Annotated in this window: 13 protein-coding genes and 3 pseudogenes; 13 read left to right on the forward strand and 3 right to left on the reverse strand. The window is 41.5% G+C overall.

Translation table 11 applies throughout. The features are described 5' to 3' along the window. Positions 1 to 58: 58 nt before the first annotated feature. Together CJ483_RS16040 and CJ483_RS16045 are read left to right on the forward strand one after the other, a co-directional pair. The gene (locus CJ483_RS16040) at positions 59 to 640 is read left to right on the forward strand and encodes a TetR/AcrR family transcriptional regulator (RefSeq protein ID WP_120036144.1); all 582 of its coding nucleotides are present in this window, start codon (positions 59 to 61) and stop codon (positions 638 to 640) included. A 51-nt stretch (positions 641 to 691) separates the two neighbouring features. Then, the gene (locus CJ483_RS16045; RefSeq protein ID WP_120036145.1) at positions 692 to 1,900 is read left to right on the forward strand and encodes a YhgE/Pip domain-containing protein; all 1,209 of its coding nucleotides are present in this window, start codon (positions 692 to 694) and stop codon (positions 1,898 to 1,900) included. Between the two features lie 67 nt (positions 1,901 to 1,967). Here CJ483_RS16045 and CJ483_RS16050 read toward each other — a convergent pair whose 3' ends face one another. From CJ483_RS16050 to selD, 3 genes are all read right to left on the reverse strand, one after another. After that, positions 1,968 to 3,326, reverse strand: a complete 1,359-nt coding sequence (locus CJ483_RS16050; RefSeq protein ID WP_120036146.1) for an APC family permease — start codon at positions 3,324 to 3,326, stop codon at positions 1,968 to 1,970. A gap of 459 nt (positions 3,327 to 3,785) precedes the next feature. Then, on the reverse strand, positions 3,786 to 4,832 hold the full coding sequence (gene mnmH / locus CJ483_RS16055; protein WP_120036147.1) for a tRNA 2-selenouridine(34) synthase MnmH: 1,047 nt from the start codon (positions 4,830 to 4,832) through the stop codon (positions 3,786 to 3,788). Positions 4,833 to 4,850: 18 nt separating this feature from the next. Next, positions 4,851 to 5,909, reverse strand: coding sequence for a selenide, water dikinase SelD (selD, locus tag CJ483_RS16060; RefSeq protein WP_120036148.1), 1,059 nt, complete (start codon positions 5,907 to 5,909; stop codon positions 4,851 to 4,853). Between the two features lie 680 nt (positions 5,910 to 6,589). On the opposite strand from selD, the gene CJ483_RS24760 reads away from it, so the two are divergent. The 11 genes and pseudogenes from CJ483_RS24760 to CJ483_RS16110 all read left to right on the forward strand — a co-directional run bounded on the left by CJ483_RS24760 (position 6,590) and on the right by CJ483_RS16110 (position 19,132). Beyond that, positions 6,590 to 6,892 (forward strand): Na+/H+ antiporter NhaC family protein, encoded by a 303-nt coding sequence (locus CJ483_RS24760; RefSeq protein ID WP_220702332.1) that lies wholly within the window; start codon positions 6,590 to 6,592, stop codon positions 6,890 to 6,892. A 206-nt stretch (positions 6,893 to 7,098) separates the two neighbouring features. Continuing rightward, a pseudogene (locus CJ483_RS25140) lies at positions 7,099 to 8,036 on the forward strand (Na+/H+ antiporter NhaC family protein). A gap of 90 nt (positions 8,037 to 8,126) precedes the next feature. After that, positions 8,127 to 9,203, forward strand: coding sequence for a C45 family autoproteolytic acyltransferase/hydrolase (locus tag CJ483_RS16070; RefSeq protein ID WP_120036149.1), 1,077 nt, complete (start codon positions 8,127 to 8,129; stop codon positions 9,201 to 9,203). 34 nt (positions 9,204 to 9,237) lie between these two features. Beyond that, on the forward strand, positions 9,238 to 10,515 hold the full coding sequence (locus CJ483_RS16075; RefSeq protein ID WP_120036150.1) for an NAD(P)/FAD-dependent oxidoreductase: 1,278 nt from the start codon (positions 9,238 to 9,240) through the stop codon (positions 10,513 to 10,515). 303 nt (positions 10,516 to 10,818) lie between these two features. Further along, positions 10,819 to 12,195 (forward strand): annotated as a pseudogene (locus tag CJ483_RS16080) (putrescine aminotransferase); the annotation flags it as partial. 54 nt (positions 12,196 to 12,249) lie between these two features. Continuing rightward, positions 12,250 to 13,769: pseudogene (locus CJ483_RS16085) on the forward strand (aldehyde dehydrogenase family protein). 18 nt (positions 13,770 to 13,787) lie between these two features. After that, complete coding sequence (locus CJ483_RS16090; protein ID WP_481747721.1) at positions 13,788 to 14,876, forward strand: ABC transporter ATP-binding protein; 1,089 nt, start codon at positions 13,788 to 13,790, stop codon at positions 14,874 to 14,876. Positions 14,877 to 14,982: 106 nt separating this feature from the next. Continuing rightward, complete coding sequence (locus CJ483_RS16095) at positions 14,983 to 16,206, forward strand: saccharopine dehydrogenase family protein (RefSeq protein ID WP_120036153.1); 1,224 nt, start codon at positions 14,983 to 14,985, stop codon at positions 16,204 to 16,206. 216 nt (positions 16,207 to 16,422) lie between these two features. After that, positions 16,423 to 17,256: an ABC transporter permease gene (locus tag CJ483_RS16100; protein WP_259455814.1), complete on the forward strand. Its 834-nt coding sequence runs from the start codon at positions 16,423 to 16,425 to the stop codon at positions 17,254 to 17,256. 1 nt (position 17,257) lies between these two features. Beyond that, a complete protein-coding gene (locus CJ483_RS16105) occupies positions 17,258 to 18,034 on the forward strand; it encodes an ABC transporter permease subunit (RefSeq protein WP_120036154.1) in 777 nt (258 codons plus the stop codon). Between the two features lie 45 nt (positions 18,035 to 18,079). Continuing rightward, entirely contained in the window at positions 18,080 to 19,132 is a 1,053-nt protein-coding gene (locus tag CJ483_RS16110; protein WP_120036155.1) for an ABC transporter substrate-binding protein, read from the forward strand. Positions 19,133 to 19,166: the final 34 nt, after the last annotated feature.

Here is a 19,166-nt window from a genome sequence, read left to right on the forward strand (position 1 = left end):
AAGATAGCTATAATAGGTATTGCAAGTGGATACTTGCATTTTGGAGGAAGTGAATGTCATGGCAACTCAGGAAACCGCAGATAAAATTATTAATGCAACCATTGAGCTTGTGCGAGAAAAGGGCTACAAAGCAACGACGACAAAAGCCATCGCTGAAAAAGCCGGTGTGAATGAAGTGACCATCTTCCGTCACTTTGGCAGCAAGAAGAGTATATTAGAATCTGCTGTCCAAAGGTTTTCTTATGTGCCGCTTTTATCTAAAGCGATCCGCGAAAAAGTCGTCTGGGAGTTGGAAGAGGATCTATATTTACTGTCAAAAGCTTATATGGATTATTTAGTTTCCATTCAAGACTTTGTATTGATAGGGTTTAAGGAAGCGGGGCTTTTTCCGGAAGTAGATGAAGAGATCGCCAATATTCCATTAGAATTAAAGAAAGTTATGATGGATTATTTTCAAGCAATGGAGGAAAAAGGGAAGGTGGACTGTCCAGATATTGAATCAGCGGCTCTACAGTTCATCTATATGAATTTCGGCTTCTTTTTATCAAAGGCAAGGCTTGGCTCAAAAGTATCGTCTTTATCCATCGAAAACTATTTAAAAAACAGTGTACATATTTTTTCTAGGGGGATCACCCCCTAGAAAAAATTTTAAATAATATGCAAGTATGTACTTGCTTACAGGGGGATAAAAATGAATGCACTTAAATATTTTTTTCGGCAACCGGAAACCTTTGTTGGTATTTTAGCAGCAGCAGCTTTTCAGATTATCTTTTTCTGTGTGTGGATGACTGCTTATGATGGAGTAGATGAACGGATTGAAAACTTACAGATCGGGATTGTCAATGAAGACACAAGAGTTGGAAGAACCGTCGAACAAAACTTAGCGAGGGCTCTGCCGTTTAAACTAGAAAAGTATGAATCACTGGCGAAGGCAAGAGTGGATATGAATAAGCGTCATATTGATATGATTATTCAAATACCTAAGACACTTAGTGAAGATATTCAATCTGGAAGCACTGGAAATGTCGTTTATTGGATTAATCAAGCAAATGCAAGTATGGCGAAGTCTATGATGGAAAGCACAGCTAGTCAGGTAACCAGCCAGGTGAATAACAGCTTATTTTTAGTCCAAAAGAGCGAGTTATCTGGAGCTTTTCAACAGCAGATTACTCATATGATGCCTGCTGGAAAGTCAGCTGAAGCTGTTAGCCAGTCGGTTACAGAGCTGCTTAAACAAGTAAAGGATGAGCCTGTCAAAAGCTCTATTGTAAAAACAAATAAAGCAAAAGGATTCGCTGCTACAATGGTACCGATGATGATTGTGCTTTCATCATTTGTAGGCGCGATGGTGCTGACGATGCAGCTGCAAAATGCAGCACAAAAGTTAAAGAGCTCTTTCGGGAAGTGGGAACTTTTTTTCTCAAGGCAGATCATGAACATTGCTGTATCCTTCTTGCTAGTTATTCTAACAGTAGGGTTAATGGTTATTTTTAAGATTGGTGGTGAACATTCACTCATAGCCATCTACCTTTTCCAAGCTTTAGTATTTTGGGCTTTTCTATCTTTTGCCCAAATGTTTGTATTCTTGTTCGGCAACGGGGGAATGGTATTTAATATTTTGGCGTTATCTCTCCAATTAGTCACTTCTGGCGTCATTGTGCCAAAGGCGGTACTGGCCAATGGGTATAGTAGCCTTGGAGGATTTCTTCCGGCGACTTATGCAGCCGATGGCTATTACACGATTGTCTTTGGCGGGGATTCAGGAAATATAAGTGGAAATATGGGACAATTGCTATTAATGATTTTTGTGACAATGATCGTGTCAGCAACAGCAGTGTCTTTCAAGCGTGCCCGTTCCCCGCAGATCGCCCAAGAACAGACAGCTCAAGAAGGGCGATAGAAAGTAAGCAGCCGCAGGAAAGGTGGACTTCTATCCTGCGGCTTTTCTTGTTGTATTCACTTTTATTTTACAGTGAAGCGGATGAGTCCTTCTCTTCTTCCATATTTAGATCGGATAGTTTATTTTTAGAGAACTTTGCCAGAGCTAGCATATAAACGATGCCGATGGCTACCCAAACAAGTCCAGCTACAAGGGCATCGATGTGCAAATGATACCATAAAATCCCTGTTAAGCCAGCTCCGATAAGAGGCATAATTAGGAAAGAAAAAATATCCTTTGATGTTTTATATCTTTTTTTCCGGAACACAAAGTAAGCAATAACAGACAAATTCACAAATGTGAAGGCGATTAGTGCACCGAAATTGATGACCGCTGAGATTAATTCTAGACTTGGCGCGATGGCGAGCAATGAAACGGCTCCGACTAATATGACATTAAAGGCAGGTGTTCGAAATTTGGGGTGAACGTAGCCGAACAGTCTGCGCGGCAGTACGCCATTCCGGCCCATTACGTATAAAAGGCGGGAAACACTGGCATGAGATGCGAGTCCGGAAGCGACAGTAGCAGCAAAAGCTCCTGATAAGAAAAAGAGCTTAAAGATAGATCCACCGACAAATAATCCGATTTCCGGCAAGGTATCGTCTGTTACTTTAAAGCCAGACAAATCCGGGAAAAGAGCCTGTGCAAAATAACTACAAACAAAAAAGATTCCTCCGCCAATCAGAACTGTCAGCATAATCGCTTTAGGCATGATCTTCTGGTCAACGGCCTCTTCTGTATACATCGTCACCGCATCAAAACCGATAAATGAAAAACAAACGACTGTGGCCCCTGTCAAAATAGCAGTTAAATGTATATTGGAATGAAACAATGGTTCGGTTGTGAAAATAGTTCCTTGCCCCATACCGTTAGATAATTGTTTAAATGCAAGGAATAGAAATGCCGCGATTAAGACTACCTCAAATACAACGAGAATAGAATTGAGACTGGATGTTTTTCCCATGCCCCACATGTTGATAGCAGTGATGATAATTACGTAACCGACAACCCAAATCCATGAAGGAACATCCGGAAAAACAGATTCCATATAAAGACGGATAATTAGTGCATTGATCATGGGAAGCAGCAAATAATCCAATAATGACGACCAGCCGACTAAAAAGCCGAGGTGAGGGTTCATTGTTTCTCTTGTGTACGTATAAGCAGACCCTGCGCTTGGAAATACTTGGACCATTTTTCCGTAACTAATAGCCGTAAATAACATAACTACTAGGGCCGCAATGTAGGCAAGTGGAACCACTCCATTTGTTTCTTTCGATACGATGCCGAACGTATCGAAGACAACCGTTGGAGTCATATAACCGAGCCCGAGACCAACAATCGCCCAAAGTCCAAGTGAACGTTTAAGTGTATGATTTCCTGACATATATCAACTCTCCCTTTTGTTCTCAAGGTGTCATTCAACAACTTGAAACGCTTTCATTTATTGGATACTCAGAACTACAGAGAGGCTTCAAGGTGGGCGTTTCATCATACATTAGTCCCTCCTTTTGATAGCTGCTTTCAAAATTTCTTCGCTTTAAACATTTGCAATTTTCGCGCCAATTAGTGGTATTTATTAGCTCATAGGCTTAATTTGTTTAAATAAACGATAAATCCGTTGAATGGATAGTGAACATGTATATTAGAAAAAGATAATTTTTATGAATTTTTGAATAATTTAACCTTGAGTGCATAAAAGAACTGTGTAAATAATGAGATGATGGGTAAATAGATCTATAAATGAGATTGATAATAGTTCTTCGGTTTTAGGAGGATGGGTGTCATTTGAACGAAGAAACACAAAAAGCAGCTTTTATAAAAGCTGCTTTTGATAGATAAGGATTTAGTTGCTATGCTGATTTGATACTTTAACCATTTGCAGGATTTTTTGAAAAGCGTCATCTGTAGTTGCAGCTTCAATAGTAATCCTTTGCTTATCAGGGTAATGCTTAGTTGAATATTCATATTTAGGATCATAATAATATTCAAGCAAAAGTTTAATAGCCAAAGCAAAATCATGGCTTTCTAGCGCTTCTTCAATCTGCTTGGCGATAGGTGTGTGAATGCGCTTTTTAATTAGTTGAAAGGCTTCCTCGAAATGATGTGGATATTCCCAGGGCTGATAATCTTCTAAAATATTTCGCACTCTTTCTTCGACAGGCAGATGAAGAAACAGCTGAAGGCTGTTTTCTTTTTTCTCATTCAAAAAAGGAGGCAAATATACTTTTCCAATTCGTTTGCTTTCTCCTTCAATGAAAACAAAGGGTTCATCCTGATAACGCCGGATTTCACTGATAAGAAGGGAGTCGAATTTTTTCTGGTTGCTTGGCTCAAGGCCGATTTGTCCAAAAATTGACCCGCGATGACCGGCCATTTTTTCAAGATCAATGACAGGATAACCATGTTTCGATAACCGTTGCAAGATAGCAGTTTTCCCCGAGCCAGTGTATCCATTTAGCACGAATAGCTTCGGTTTGAATTGCTGGTTTTCTAGTTCCTGGACGACCCATTGACGATAGGTGCGGATACCTCCCATCAAACGGTTAGCACGGATGCCCATTAATTCAAGAACAGTGGCGGCCGTTTTGCTGCGCATTCCTCCGCGCCAGCAAAATACAGTCATAGGCGTTTCAATTTGTTTAAATTCAGCAATAAATGCGGGGAGCTTTTGTGAAAAAATTTGCAGTCCTCTTTCTTTTGCTGCTTCCACCCCTTGCTGTTTATATATGGTTCCAACTTCTGCGCGTTCCTCATCGTTAAAAATAGGAATGTTGATGCTGCCCGGGATGGTGGCTTCATTAAATTCTTTTGGAGAACGAACATCAACCAGTGTATGTGTCTCTTTTTCCTGTGAGGCCAATAAATCAGGCAGCGAGATATCTTGAAACATCTAGTTCACCTTCTATAGTTAATTAAGCGGTTGTACAACAATACGGCCTTTATTTTCTTCCGTTACTTCTCCAATAATTTTCGCCTCTACGCCTCGCTCTTGAAGCTCCTTAGCAAGCTGCTCCGCTTCATGGCCCGCTACTGAAATTAACAGCCCGCCAGACGTTACAGCATCACATAAAATCCAACGATCCACTTGATCAAGCGACTCAGGATAAGTAACGATCTCTTTTACATGTTCGAAGTTATTTTTTGTTCCACCTGGCACAGAACCTGCTTCAGCCAGTTCTTTCACTCTTGGAAGTACAGGAACTTGATCAGAATAAATTCGCAGTCCGACATCGCTTCCTTTTGCCATTTCCGAAGCATGCCCTAAAAGGCCGAAGCCAGTGACATCAGTAGCAGCGTGAACGTCATAGTCTGCCATTACTTCAGCGGCTGTTTTATTAAGAGTAGCCATTACTTTGGTTACGCGTGCGATTTCTTCTTCAGATAATAAATCTTTCTTTAGAGAGGTCGTTAGGATGCCGACGCCGATCGGTTTTGTTAAGATGAGCCGATCTCCTGGCTTTGCTCCAGCATTGGTTCTTACCTTCTCTGGGTGAACGACTCCTGTAACGGCAAGGCCGAATTTAGGCTCCTTGTCATCAATAGAGTGACCGCCTACCAATGTAACACCCGCTTCTTGTAGTTTATCACCCGCTCCGCGCAAAATTTCAGTAAGGATGCCTTTATCTAGTGTAGCGATAGGAAAGGCAACGATATTCAATGCTGTTATGGGTGTTCCTCCCATTGCGTACACGTCGCTGATGGCATTGGCAGCCGCCACTTGTCCGAAGTCATAGGGCCTGTCAACGATCGGTGTGAAAAAATCGACAGTCTGAACGATAGCTGTCGTATCATTTAAGCGATATACTCCTGCATCATCGCTCGTATCAAGTCCAACAAGCAAATTGGGATCAGATACAGCAGGCGGCAGTGTATGCAAAACCTGAGCCAAGTCGGCAGGGCCTATTTTACATCCACAGCCGCCTTTTGAAGACAAAGTAGTTAGTTTTATGGAATCAAATTTATTCATTTTAAATCAGCCTTTCATAAATTGAATATCTTTTATTTTAGCATAGGAAAAGAAAAAGGCCTGTGATGGTGACTTGAGCAGTCAAAGAGTGAATCCAAATACAAACTCATCTTAATGTGAGTATAGACAAAGTCTGGCTAAAACACACTTAGAGTGACGATGAAATTTTAATTGCAGCTTTCCTATCTAACCATGTAGGTAGAAACAAAACCTAAAATATAGCGCTGGGAGTTTGAAAGAGGAGGTTAAGAGGCGCGGATTCTTCATTTATAAAGCATGATACATTCTTTCTTTTGATGTGTAGATAAGGAGTAAAGAAGAATAAGAGTAAAAAGAAATTGCAGCAATCTGCCGGTGAGTATACGTTATAAAGAAATTAGCTAGCGAATGAGCATGATCGCTTCTTGAGTTCTCATTATTAAGAAATGATTATAAAAATTGCGAAATGCAGCTTCTTGCTAGTAACAGCCTATAAAACAACCAAAAGTATCTACTAATAGGTTGGCTGGTTGTTTTCTCTTCTTAAAAATGAGAAATAATCGGCAAAGTTTTTAAAGAGAGGCGCTGTGTTTTTTTGGTATGCAATTTGCATTAATTTTGTAAGCGTTTTATTTTTGAGGAAAAATGCCGATCTGGTAAAACAGCAGATGGAGAAAATAAGGGGAGAGAGGAGTCAAAATATGAAGGAAAAAGCCAGGAGAGAAGTAAAAAAGCCATCTATATGGCTAGCTTTAGTACCAGTTTTATTTATGATTGTTTCTTTATCCATTTCAGTCATTAAATTTGAAGCTGATCCACATATTCCACTGTTTCTTAGTACAATTGTCGCTGCGGTGATTGCTGTAAAATTAGGCCATAGCTGGTCAGATATTGAGAAAAGTATTTTTAAGACCATTATGTTGTCACTTCAGGCCATATTAATTTTAATGATCATCGGCTCGCTCATGGGTACATGGCTGGCGGGGGCATCGTTCCAACGATGATTTATTATGGATTAGAAATTATTTCTCCCGCCTATTATTTGCTTGCTGCTTGTGTCATTTGTTGTATTGTGAGCATGGCAGCCGGTAATGCATGGTCAGCGGCAGGAACAGTTGGCATTGCATTGATGGGAATCGGACAAGGCTTAGGTATCCCTTTGCCAATGGTAGCGGGTGCCATTGTCTCGGGCGTTTACTTTGGGGATAAAATGTCTCCTTTATCGGAAACGACTAATTTAGCGCCAGCTGTTGTGGGAATTGGTCTGTTTGAACATATACGGAATATGATTTATACGACAGGGCCGGCATTAATCATCGCTCTCATTCTATACGGCATTCTTGGCATCAAATATTTTGGCGAGGGTTCCCGTGTGAATGATGTAGAATTGATTCAAAACATCCTTACAGACCAGTTTGTTATTTCTCCATTTTTGCTTATCCCGCCTCTCCTTATTATCGTCATATTAGTTTTAAAAATCCCTGCCATACCGGGACTGACCATTGGGTCCATTGTTGGCGCTTTATGTGCTTTGTTTGTACAGGGAGCAGGTATGCAGGATGTTATTGCTGCCATGCACACTGGATTTACAGCGGACACGGGAAATACGATTACAGATGAATTGTTGAATCAGGGCGGAATTGAAAATATGATGAGCATGATTGCCTTAGTTTTGATTGCCATGAGCTTTGGGGGAGTGCTTGAAAAAGCGCAAATTCTTGAAACAATTGTGGAAGTATTAGTAAGGAAAGTAAAGAGAACGGGCAGCTTAATTGCCACTACAGTTGTCACATGCTTTTCAGCCAATGCAGTCGGATGTGAACAATACATGTCGATCATCATACCAGGTCGTATGTACTTAGCGGAATACAAAAAAGAGGACTTCATCCTAAAGTCTTAGCACGAACATTAGAAGATGCAGGAACGATGAGTTCACCATTAATTCCTTGGACGACATGCGGCGTCTTTATGCTCGGTGTTCTCGGAGTTAGCGCTTTTGAGTATGCGCCATATGCTTTTCTTGCCTGGATCAGTCCACTGATCGCTATTGTATACGCCTATCTAAACATTAAGATAGATCGGATTCCGATTAGAGAAGAACTCGCGAAAGAAGAACTTGTAAGAAACATAGACAAAATTACTCCATAATTTATCCGAGTATAGAGCTTTATCTTTTCGTTAATAAACTTTGTTCTAAAGTGAGGAAAATAATCAGAATATTTAATAAATGGTGATGGGATGATAAAAAAATTGCGCTTAAAAGGTTCCTATAAAGAAATAGGAAAAGGGCACGGTTCAGAAGGGAAAAGAGAAGTGCTGAAAAGTTTGGAAACTTATGAAACTCTCTTTTATGATTATAGTCAAATTCGTTGGAATGAAGCGAGGGAGATGGCTTTGAAGCACGCGGAAGCCATTTCTAAGTATGATGATGATTTAATTAAAGAAATGGAAGGAGTCGCTGCTGGAGCTGGCGTTGATTTTGAGGATATTTTGGCATTAAATACACGAAGTGAAATAGCTTTATCCGGTAAATACAGCCAATTTTCTGATGGATGCACAGCAATTGGTGTCATGCCCCCTATGTCTTCGGGTGTCATCATTGGACAGAATTGGGATTGGAAATCAGCACAGTCAGAGAGCCTTCTGTATGTAGAAATTGAGCAGACAGGAAAGCCAAATATAAAAATGATGACAGAGGGAGGGATCATTGGAAAGATCGGTTGCAATTCCGCTGGGCTGGGTGTTTGTTTAAATGCCTTGCTAACAGACAAGAAGTCTAATCGTATACCTATACATTTAGGGCTAAGAAGTGTATTAAATTCTTTTACCTATTCAGAAGCTATTTTGAGAATAGATGAAGGTCTCATGGCATCCGCTGCTAATTTTTTAATCGGTTCAGCAGAAAATCAAAACGGCATAGTTATGAATGTAGAAGTGAGCCCAGCCGGCATTGATATTGAAGAAAGCGTGGATGGCTATGTTGTTCATACGAACCATATTTGTTCCTCATTTATTAAATCTCATATAGCAGATAAAAATGAATACATTGAAACAGACTCACTGGTCAGAATGAACCGGGCAAGACAGTTAATCAGGGGACAGGCGGCTCAAAATAAAAAAGCGGGGGAAGCCAGTTTTAAACAATGGCTTTCAGATCAATATAACTTTCCCGATTCAATCAATCATTTTATCAACGACAAGCTACCTCCTCATAGAAGAATGGAAACTATCTTTTCTATCATTATGAATCTCTCAGAGAAGAAAATGCTTGTTTGCGTTGGAAAACCTTCGCAAGGTCCATACGTGGAAATGTAGCTAGAAGAGCTAGCGGAAGGAGGGCGGAGAAAGTGTGAAGCAAATATCATTATGGGAAGCGACGGAAAGAGAGAGAACACATAGGGGGAATTTACAGGGAGACAGAACGTGTGAGGTAGTGATTATCGGCGGGGGCTTTTCTGGTTTATCAACAGCGTATCATTTACAAAAAAATAACTGCCAAACAGTTATCCTTGAGAAAGAAAAGGTCGGCAGCGGGGCAAGTGGAAGAAATGGGGGCCAGATCTTGACCGGGTATGTGCTGTCTATAAGCCAGCTTACCAAAAAATACGGGCTGTCAGCAGCAAAGCAAATGCTGCAATTAACGTTGGATTCCATTGATCTTATTGAAGAGATTATTCAGGAAAATAACATTAAATGTCACTTTTATCGTGAGGGGCATCTGCATGCAGCTTATAAACCAGCACATTTAGAAACACTGAAGCGTGAACAGGAGAGATTGATGAAGGATTTTAGCTATGAAGTGCAAGTGGTCGAAAAAGCGGAGATGCAGCAGGAGTTGAATACTCCGCTTTATGCTGGGGGATGCATTGATAGAAACAGCGCTATTTTTCATCCGCTTAACTATGCACTGGCGCTGGCGAATCGGGTGGAAGAGCTGGGAGGGACAATTTATGAAAAAACAGAGGCCCTTAAAATTGACAGAATCCCGAATGGAAAAGTAACCGTGACAACAAATGAAGGCAAAATCACAGCGGATCAGATCGTGATCGTTACGAATGCTTACTCAGGAAGCCTCCATGAAGCCATTGGCAGATCTGTTATTCCTATTGAAAGTATTATGATTGCAACGGAGCCGCTGCCACCTGATACATTAAAAGGATTAATCAAGAAAAACCGAGGGGTCTACGACACGAAAAATTTGCTGTATTACTTTAGAAAAACAGCTGATCATCGTCTTGCCTTTGGCGGGTCGGGGAGAACAACGAGCCGGCGTGATGCTGGACGCTTATTCTTCCAACTTCGTGAAGGGATGAACCGGGTATTTCCTGACTTGGAAACCGCCCGTATTGAATATGAATGGAGCGGGAAGGTAGGCTTTACAAGAGAGAAAATCCCGTACATGGGGCAGCTTGAAGATGGGACTCATTTTGCTTTTGGATATGCAGGCCATGGAGCAGCCATGTCAACGCTGATGGGGAAACTACTCGCAGCGAACGTCCTTCAACTGGAAGAAGGGAAAAACCCACTAGAGAAAACAACCTTAACCCCTATTCCTTTTTACCGTCAGCACGCCAAGATCGTTAGTGTCATGAAATATTATTATCAGCTTTTAGATAAATTTTTCTAATTCATTTTCTGAGTAAGCTTTTTAACATAGCTGTCTGAAAGCCAGTAAATAGCTGGTTTTCCGGACAGCTTTTATTGTTAGTGTAAGCTTGATAAATAATTTATCAATTTTGATAATAACTTCTCATAAATGAGAAAAAAGCAAAAGGTAAAGAAAAGCCTACGAATATTCAGAATATTTTTTAAGGTGGGTATTTCTCTTCTCATAAATGAGAAAGACACATCTGTTTGATGCTGATTTCACTTGTTTTAGAAGTTGGCATAGCAGTTGCATTATATAGAAATGTAGCTATACACATAAAAGGAGAGGAAGAAAAATATGAGGAAATCTAATGAAGAAGCACTCCAAATAGCGACTGAGATATTGGAGTTAATTGAAAGCGATTCACTTAGTGAGAAGCAGAAAGATCAAATTATTGAAGATTCGATTTATAACTTTACTAACTTTGTAAATAAGGCAATTCTTGATCACCGTAAATCGGCTTCTACCGACTTTTCATTTGTAGAGTGGGAAGATGAGAAAGCTATTTTCCGTGACACGAAGAATCGGGAGTTTATCGACTGTCTTGGCGGTTATGGCGTTTACTTGCTGGGGCATCGTCATCCGAAAGTGGTAAAAGCAGTAGAAGCGCAATTAAAGCGGTATGCTTTGCACAGCCAGGAGTTAGTTGATCCGCTGCGCGGATATTTATCTAAGCTTGTAGCTGCTATTACACCTGGGGATATGCAGTATACTTACTTCACGAATTCAGGCGCCGAGGCTAATGAAATGGCACTTAAACTGGCGCGGCTCGCCACAGGAAAAACTCATTTTATTTCCACTGTAAATGGGTTCCACGGCAAAACATTTGGGGCTCTATCTTCGTCAGGAAAGGCAGTATTCAGAGAGCCATATTTACCGCTCGTCCCTGGATTCCACCACGTGCCGTTCGGCGATGTCGATGCTATGGAGAACATGATTAACCAGCTTGAAGCGACTGGAGAGAAAGTGGCGGGGATTATTGTTGAGCCGATCCAGGGAGAAGGCGGCATTAACATTCCATCCGCTGATTATTTTCCAAGATTAAGAGAAATTTGCGACGAGCATAACTGTGTCCTGATCGTTGATGAGATACAAACTGGCATGGGCAGAACAGGAACTTTGTTTGGTATAGATCATTGGAATGTGGTTCCGGATATCATGACACTCGGCAAAGCGTTCGGCGGCGGAGTCATGCCGATCACTGCTATGGTTGCCCGCCCTCATTTATGGAAAAAGATGGAGGAAAATCCTTTCTTGCTCGGTTCCTCCACATTTGGCGGAAACCCGCTCTGTTGTGCAGGAGCCATTGCGGGAATCAAAACGATACTAGAAGAAAATATCGTCGAGCAAGCGAAAGAAAAAGGCGATTATATTGTGGAGAAGTTAGCTGAAATCCAAAAGAGTTATCCGGAAGTCATGGTCGCCGTGCGCGGAAAGGGATTGTTAATTGGCATGGAGTTCGCCACGAATGAGATTGGCTTTGAGCTGGCCAAACGATTATTTAACGATCAAATCCTCGTAGGAGGGACATTGAATAATGCTACGGTGATCCGCATTGAGCCGCCTGCTGTTATTACGTATGAGCAGATTGATACGGTTATTGGTGCGATTGACAAACATGTAGCCAATCTGGCAAAAAAAACGGCTGTAACTAGTTAATAACAGGGCTGTGGAAGGCCCTGTTCAAATAAAGAAGAAGGAGATAGATAGTGAATGAGCCAGGCAGAAAAGTTATCAGTAATTGGTGAGTGGACAGATGCCACAAATCTACAGAAATTCTATATAAACGGTGAATGGATTGAGCCAATTAGCAAGGAGATCCTGTCTGTTATTAATCCGGCTACAGGTGAAGAGCTTGCTAAAGTAGCCTCTGCTAACGCGCAAGATGCAGAAAGAGCCATACACGCAGCACGATCCGCATTTGATAAAGGCGAGTGGCGTACCATGTCAGCTCACGAGCGGGCGAACATGCTCATGGAATTGGCAGCAAAAATTGAAGAACATCAGGAAGAAATGGCCGAAATCGAAACAGCTAACAATGGAAAAACTTTGAGAGAAGCACAAGCAGACGTTGCGGAGGCAGCAAAAACGTTTCGTTATTACGCAGGATTAGCGACGAAGCCATCAGGTGAAACCTTCGAGACAGGCGAGCCTCTCGTTTCGCGTGTAGTAAGAGAACCAATCGGCGTGTGCGGCCAAATCATCCCATGGAATTATCCTCTTCTTATGGCTGCCTGGAAGCTGGCACCAGCACTAGCAGCAGGCAATACATGTATTTTAAAACCCTCAGAATTAACACCATTAACAGCTATCCGTCTCTTTGAACTAATTGATGAAATTGATTTTCCAAAAGGAGTGGCCAATTTAATAAACGGCACAGGTCCGGATGCGGGGCAGCCGTTAGTTACTAGCTCTCTCGTTGATAAGATCGCTTTTACAGGCGGCACTGTCACTGGAAAGAGGATTATGAAGGAAGCAGTAGGAAACTTAAAAAAAGTATCGCTTGAATTAGGGGGAAATCTCCAAATATCATTTTTGCTGACGCTGATTATGAAAGCGCTTTAGACTATGCGGCCTTCGCTATTTTTAACAACTCGGGACAAGTATGTTCGGCAGGCTCGCGGCTGTTAGTTGAAAGGAAAATCTATGATCGCTTTACTAGTGATTTAGCTGAGGCGACTAAGAAAATCCGTGTAGGCAACGGAGCCGATCCTTCTTCACAGATGGGGCCAGTTATCAGTAAGCAGCACATGGAAAAGATAGAAAGATATATTGCAGTAGGTAAGCAGGAAAAAGCAACACTCCTCTGCGGAGGCCGCCGCTTGCTTGACCAAGGCCGTGAATATGGCTACTTTATTGAGCCGACCATCTTTATCGATGTGGATCCGCAAGCGACAATTGCCCGGGAAGAAATCTTTGGCCCAGTTCTTTGTGTGATTCCATTTGATACAGAAGAAGAAGCGCTTGAAATCGCCAATGACTCTCCTTATGGACTAGCAGCAGGGATTTTCACATCAAATACGGCGAAAGCAGAACGAATGGCCAAATATATCCGAGCGGGAGTGACGTGGATTAATACGTATGAACAAAATTTAGTAGAGGGGCCTTGGGGCGGTTATAAAGAGAGCGGGATTGGAAGAGAGCTTGGAACCTACGGATTTGATGAGTATACAGAAGTGAAACAAATTATTAATACATTAAAGGTAGAGCCGACAGGGTGGTTCGCGGATTGATCACTTTCAAAAAGAGGAATGGGAGGGGATAACTTGAGTGTGCCCATGGTTGAATTGAAAAGTGTAGCGAAAAGATTTAAAGATTTTGTCGCTGCAGAAGATATTAACATTTCTGTAAAGCCTGGAGAGTTTCTCACGCTGCTTGGGCCTTCAGGATGTGGGAAAACCACAACCTTGAGGATGATTGCGGGATTTGAGCAGCCATCAGAGGGTGAGGTATGGGTGAATGGACAGATGGTCAATCACGTGGAGCCATATAAACGAGATGTAAATACCGTTTTCCAGAACTATGCTCTCTTCCCTCATATGAATGTATTCAATAACATTGCGTACGGGCTGCGCATGAAGAAAGTACCTAAAAATGAAATTAAAGAACGGGTAGAGAAAATACTTAAGCTCGTACAGCTGGAAAAGTTCGCTTCAAGAAAGCCAGATCAGCTGAGCGGCGGCCAAAAGCAACGGGTTGCTATTGCACGGGCTTTAGTGAATAACCCGAAGGTGCTGCTGCTTGATGAGCCGTTAGGAGCGCTTGATTTAAAGTTGAGAAAACAGATGCAGGTAGAGTTAAAACATCTTCAGCAAGAACTTCAAATTACATTCGTTTACGTTACCCATGATCAAGAAGAAGCATTAACGATGTCAGACCGAATTATCATCATGAACGAGGGAGTTATTGAGCAAATTGGTTCACCGACTGAAATTTATGAACGTCCGAAGACGAGATTTATTGCAGATTTTATCGGTGAAACGAATCTATTCCAAGGCACTGTAGTCCGGGCGGACGATCAATATGTCTTTCTTAACTGCGACAGCCACGAAATGAAAGTTTGTCACGAATTCGGCAGCCATATATCAGATGAAGCCTATGTGACGGTTCGTCCTGAGAAGATTAAAGTCCTTGCTGCTCCGGAAAAAGAAATGACGGTTATAAAGGGCCTGTTTCAAGAAAAGATTTATGTTGGTTCGGTGACGAAATTAATCTTTGCACTGCCGAATGGACAGCATGTAACGGTTAATGAGACAGAAGAAAGCAGAAAAGCAATGGCGACAGGAGAGCAATTCTATGTTGGCTGGCATCCGCAGGATGCTGTATTGCTAACGTCCTAGCAGCTTTAAAGGAGGTGGGAAAATCGGAAAACTATGTAAATGCAGAGATGTATCTGTTAGGCAAATACTTGTATTTCATTAAATACCAAAAGGGAGAGGAATATTCATGAGAGCGATTGTTATGGGAGTAGGCGGAGTTGGACAGGTGGTAGCGTCGGAATTAGTTAAATCAGATTATCTTAAGAAATTAGTATTAGCTGACATTGTTACGGATCATGCAGGTGAGCTTGCAAAGGAGTACGGCAAAAAAACCAACGCTGAAATTATTGTTAAACAAGTAAATGCAAGTAACTTAAAGGAAGTCGAAGCCTCCTTTCAAGATGTAGATGTTGTTATTCACTCAGGACTTCCAGATAACAACCTTGTTGTGATGGAAGCCTGTCTAAACACTAAAACCAATTATATAGATATGGCTGCAGCCAGCCCAGCCGGCTTGAAAGAGCAATTATCATGGAATGATCGTTTCAAGCAAGCTGGCATATTGGGAATTATGGGACTGGGCTGTGACCCTGGATTTGCAAATATCGCCGCTCGTTACGGCGTTGATGAATTAGATACAGTAGAGTCCATTTCCATTCGGGATGGGGACAATTCAAAGGTTGATTATGATGGATTTTGTGCTTACTTTAGTCCGCAAACGGCAATTGAGGAATGCTTGGCAAAGCCAAATTACTGGACAGACAAAGAGGGAATTCAATATTATTCGACACCGTTTGCTAATAAAGATGAATTTGAGTTTCCCGAGCCAGTCGGTTGGATGGATTGTTACAACGTAGAACATGAAGAACCGGTAACGATTGGAGATACAATCGGCAAGCAAAAAGGCTGTAAATATGTTGATTTTAAATATGCTCTTCATCCAGACTTTGTAAACACGCTTCAAGTTCTAAGTTATCTGGGGCTCGATAGCAGGGAAGAAATTAATGTGAAAGGAGCAACCGTTGCACCCATCGATGTAGTGGTGAAAACCATGCCTAAGCCAGCAGACTTAGCCGGCAAAATCCATGGGTACTCAGCAATTGGCGCTCTTGTAACAGGAACAAAAGGCGGGAAGAAGAAGGAATTGTTCATCTATACGATGGCTAACCATGACGAGGTATATGAACAAAGCGGGTTTCAGGCAACGGTTTGGCAGACGGGGGTTCCGCCAGTGGCAGCAGTTGATATGATGGCAGCCGGCTTGATGAATCAAACAGGTTGCATCCCGCCCGAGTTAATTGAACCCACTCCTATCTTAGAAAAAATAAAGGCCAGAGGGATGAATTGGGACATCATCGAGAAGACAGCACCGATCTATAAAGCAAAGAATAAAGAGCTAACAAACGCTTAATTAACTGAATATTCTGTCTCTTTTTTCGGTATGTAAATACTTTTACACATGGATGGGGCTGGAGAGCAGAGTGTGTATCTGCCGGGAACAGCCCCTCATTAAAATTTACGGAAAAGCAGGTGAGAACGATTGAAAAAAGAAAATGTGACTATTGCTACCGATCTTCCTATCAAGCCCAAAGTTAAAACTTCAAAAAAAAAAATTAACTTTGCTGCGATTTGGACACTTTCCCCCGTTACGATTTGGCTGCTGTTGTTTTTATTTGTACCGCTCTTTTTCATACTCATTGTCAGTGTGATGTCAAGAGGGACTTACGGAGGAATTGAATATACATTTACTCTTGAGAATTACGCTCGGTTCTTTGAACCTCTGTATCTTCGAATTATTGTTGTCTCTATTGTTATGGCAGCGGCGACTACCTTCATCTGTGTTGTCTTCGGCTATCCATTTGCTTATATAATCGCCAAGTCACCTGTTAAATACCGGACCTTGCTGCTATTGCTTGTTATTGTTCCTTTCTGGACGAATTCTTTAATCCGTACGTACGCATGGATCGTTTTGTTAAGAACAGAGGGCGTTATCAACACCCTTTTATTAAAAATTGGACTGATTGCTGAGCCGCTTACTTTGCTTTATAACAGTGGAGCAACTCTGATTGGTTTTGTATACACATTGTTTCCTTTTGCCGTTTTACCTTTATACGCTTCTATTGAAAAGCTGGATCGAACATTTCTGGAGGCGTCGAGCGACCTTGGAGGGAGGCCATGGCAAACATTTTTAAACGTCACTTTGCCGCTTACCTTTCCCGGAGTAGTTGCCGCCTCTCTGCTTGTTTTTATCCCAACTTTAGGGCTGTTTTTTATCTCGGATTTAATGGGCGGGGCTAAGACGATGATCATTGGCAACCTAATTAAAAATCAATTTCTTACTGCTAGAGACTGGCCATTTGGTTCAGCAGCCTCGATTATTTTAATGGTTCTCACCTTGGTGATGATCCTCTTCTATTTGAAAGTATCTGGCGGAAAAACTGATGATACGGAGTTGTTGTAATATGAGCAAACTTACTCGTTTGCCTTCTGTTGCTTATGCCGCGTTTATATACTCATTCCTGTATGTCCCTATTGTTATATTAGTTGCTTACTCATTTAATGATTCTAAGCTCAACGCAGTTTGGAAAGGATTTACATTCGAGTGGTATGCCAAGCTATGGACCAATACCAGCATTTTGGAAGCAGCGAAGATCAGCCTCACCGTTGGATTCTTCTCCACTGCTATTTCCACTATGTTAGGAACGTTGGTAGCTGTAGGGATGTACCGATATCAATTTAGAGGAAAAGGAATAATAGATGCCATGCTCTATGTTCCTCTTGTAATGTCTGAAATAGTCATGGGCATTGCATTATTAGCGTTCTTTTCGATGGTACAAATCCCATTAGGAATGGGCACGCTGCTTGTGGCGCATGTAACTTTCTCGATCCCGTTTGTAGTGGTTGTCATTAATGCAAGGTTAAAAGGGTTCGACCAATCCATCGAAGAAGCATCCAAAGATTTAGGAGCAAACGAATGGCAGACATTTCGTTTAATTACTTTTCCGCTTTTAGGCCCGGCTATTGCGGCAAGTGCTATGCTGGCATTTACCATTTCAATTGATGATGTTATTGTCAGCTTTTTTGTTGCTGGCCCAGATAGCACCACGCTGCCGCTGCAAATTTTCTCGATGGTCCGACACGGGGTAACGCCGGAAATTAATGCTTTATCGACTTTAATGCTTGTTGTCACTCTTACCTTTGTTATTGTGGCTCAAAGGTTACAAACGAAAAAAAGGTAAGAGTGGTTGATTATAAGGAAAATTACTGAATCGGGGGAATGGAATGTGAAAGCGAGAAAGAAGGGTCGTTTACTGCTTGTGTTGCTGCTGTTAACTTCTCTCGTTGTGGGAGGCTGTGGAAGTGAAGCAACTGACAGCTCAGACGAAAAAGTGCTCAACGTCTTTAACTGGGCCGAATATTTACCGAAAAAAGTTATTAAAGATTTTGAAAAAGAAACAGGTATTAAAGTCAATTACGGGACTTACTCTTCCAATGAGGAGATGTTTGCTAAATTAAATACCGGTCAAGGCCAGTATGATTTGGCCGTTGCCTCGCTTTATTATGTTGATGTGCTTATAAAGGAAGGGCTTGTTGAAGAAGTAGATAAAGAGAAAATCCCTAACATTAAAAATATTGGAAAAGAGTTTTTAGGAAAGGATGCAGATCCCGATGACAAGTATTCCGTCCCTTATTTATGGGGAGAGGAACTGATCGTCATGAATACAGAGCTTGTAGATAAAAAGGTGACTTCTATTAAAGATTTGCTGGACCCGCAATTTAAAAATAGTCTTGTCATGTTGGATGACCCGCGTACAGTCATTGGAGCCGCTCTGGCTGTTCTAGGTTATTCCCCAAACAGTACAGATGAAAAAGAAATAGAAGAGGCTGGAAAATGGCTCGAGAAATTAAAGCCGAATATTAAAGTGTTTGATAGCGATAACGCCAAAGCACTATTGGCGAGCGGAGAAGTGAAAGGCGGCATTGTCTACGGAGCTGAGGCAAGCCTCGCTATTCGAGAAAATAAGGCGATAGAAAAAATATATCCGGAAGAATTTTTAAGTTTGTGGCAGGACAACTTTGTTATCCCAAAAGGAGCGAAGCATAAAGAGAACGCCTTGAAATTTATTGATTTCATTCTTCGCCCAGAAGTAAGCAAAGAGGTAGTAATGGATTATCCGTATGCCAATCCAAATACAGAAGCCGTAAAGCTCTTGCCTGAAGATATTCAAAAAGAAATTGATATTCCAGCAGAAGAGGCAAAGAAAGGCACATATATGAAGGATGTAGGAGAAGCAACGGTTATTTACGATAGAGTGTGGGCGGAGTTAAAGCAATAAAGGCAAATAGCCACTTTATTTTGGTCTGATCAAT

The organism is Bacillus sp. PK3_68 (assembly GCF_003600835.1).
GTDB lineage: Bacteria > Bacillota > Bacilli > Bacillales > Domibacillaceae > Pseudobacillus.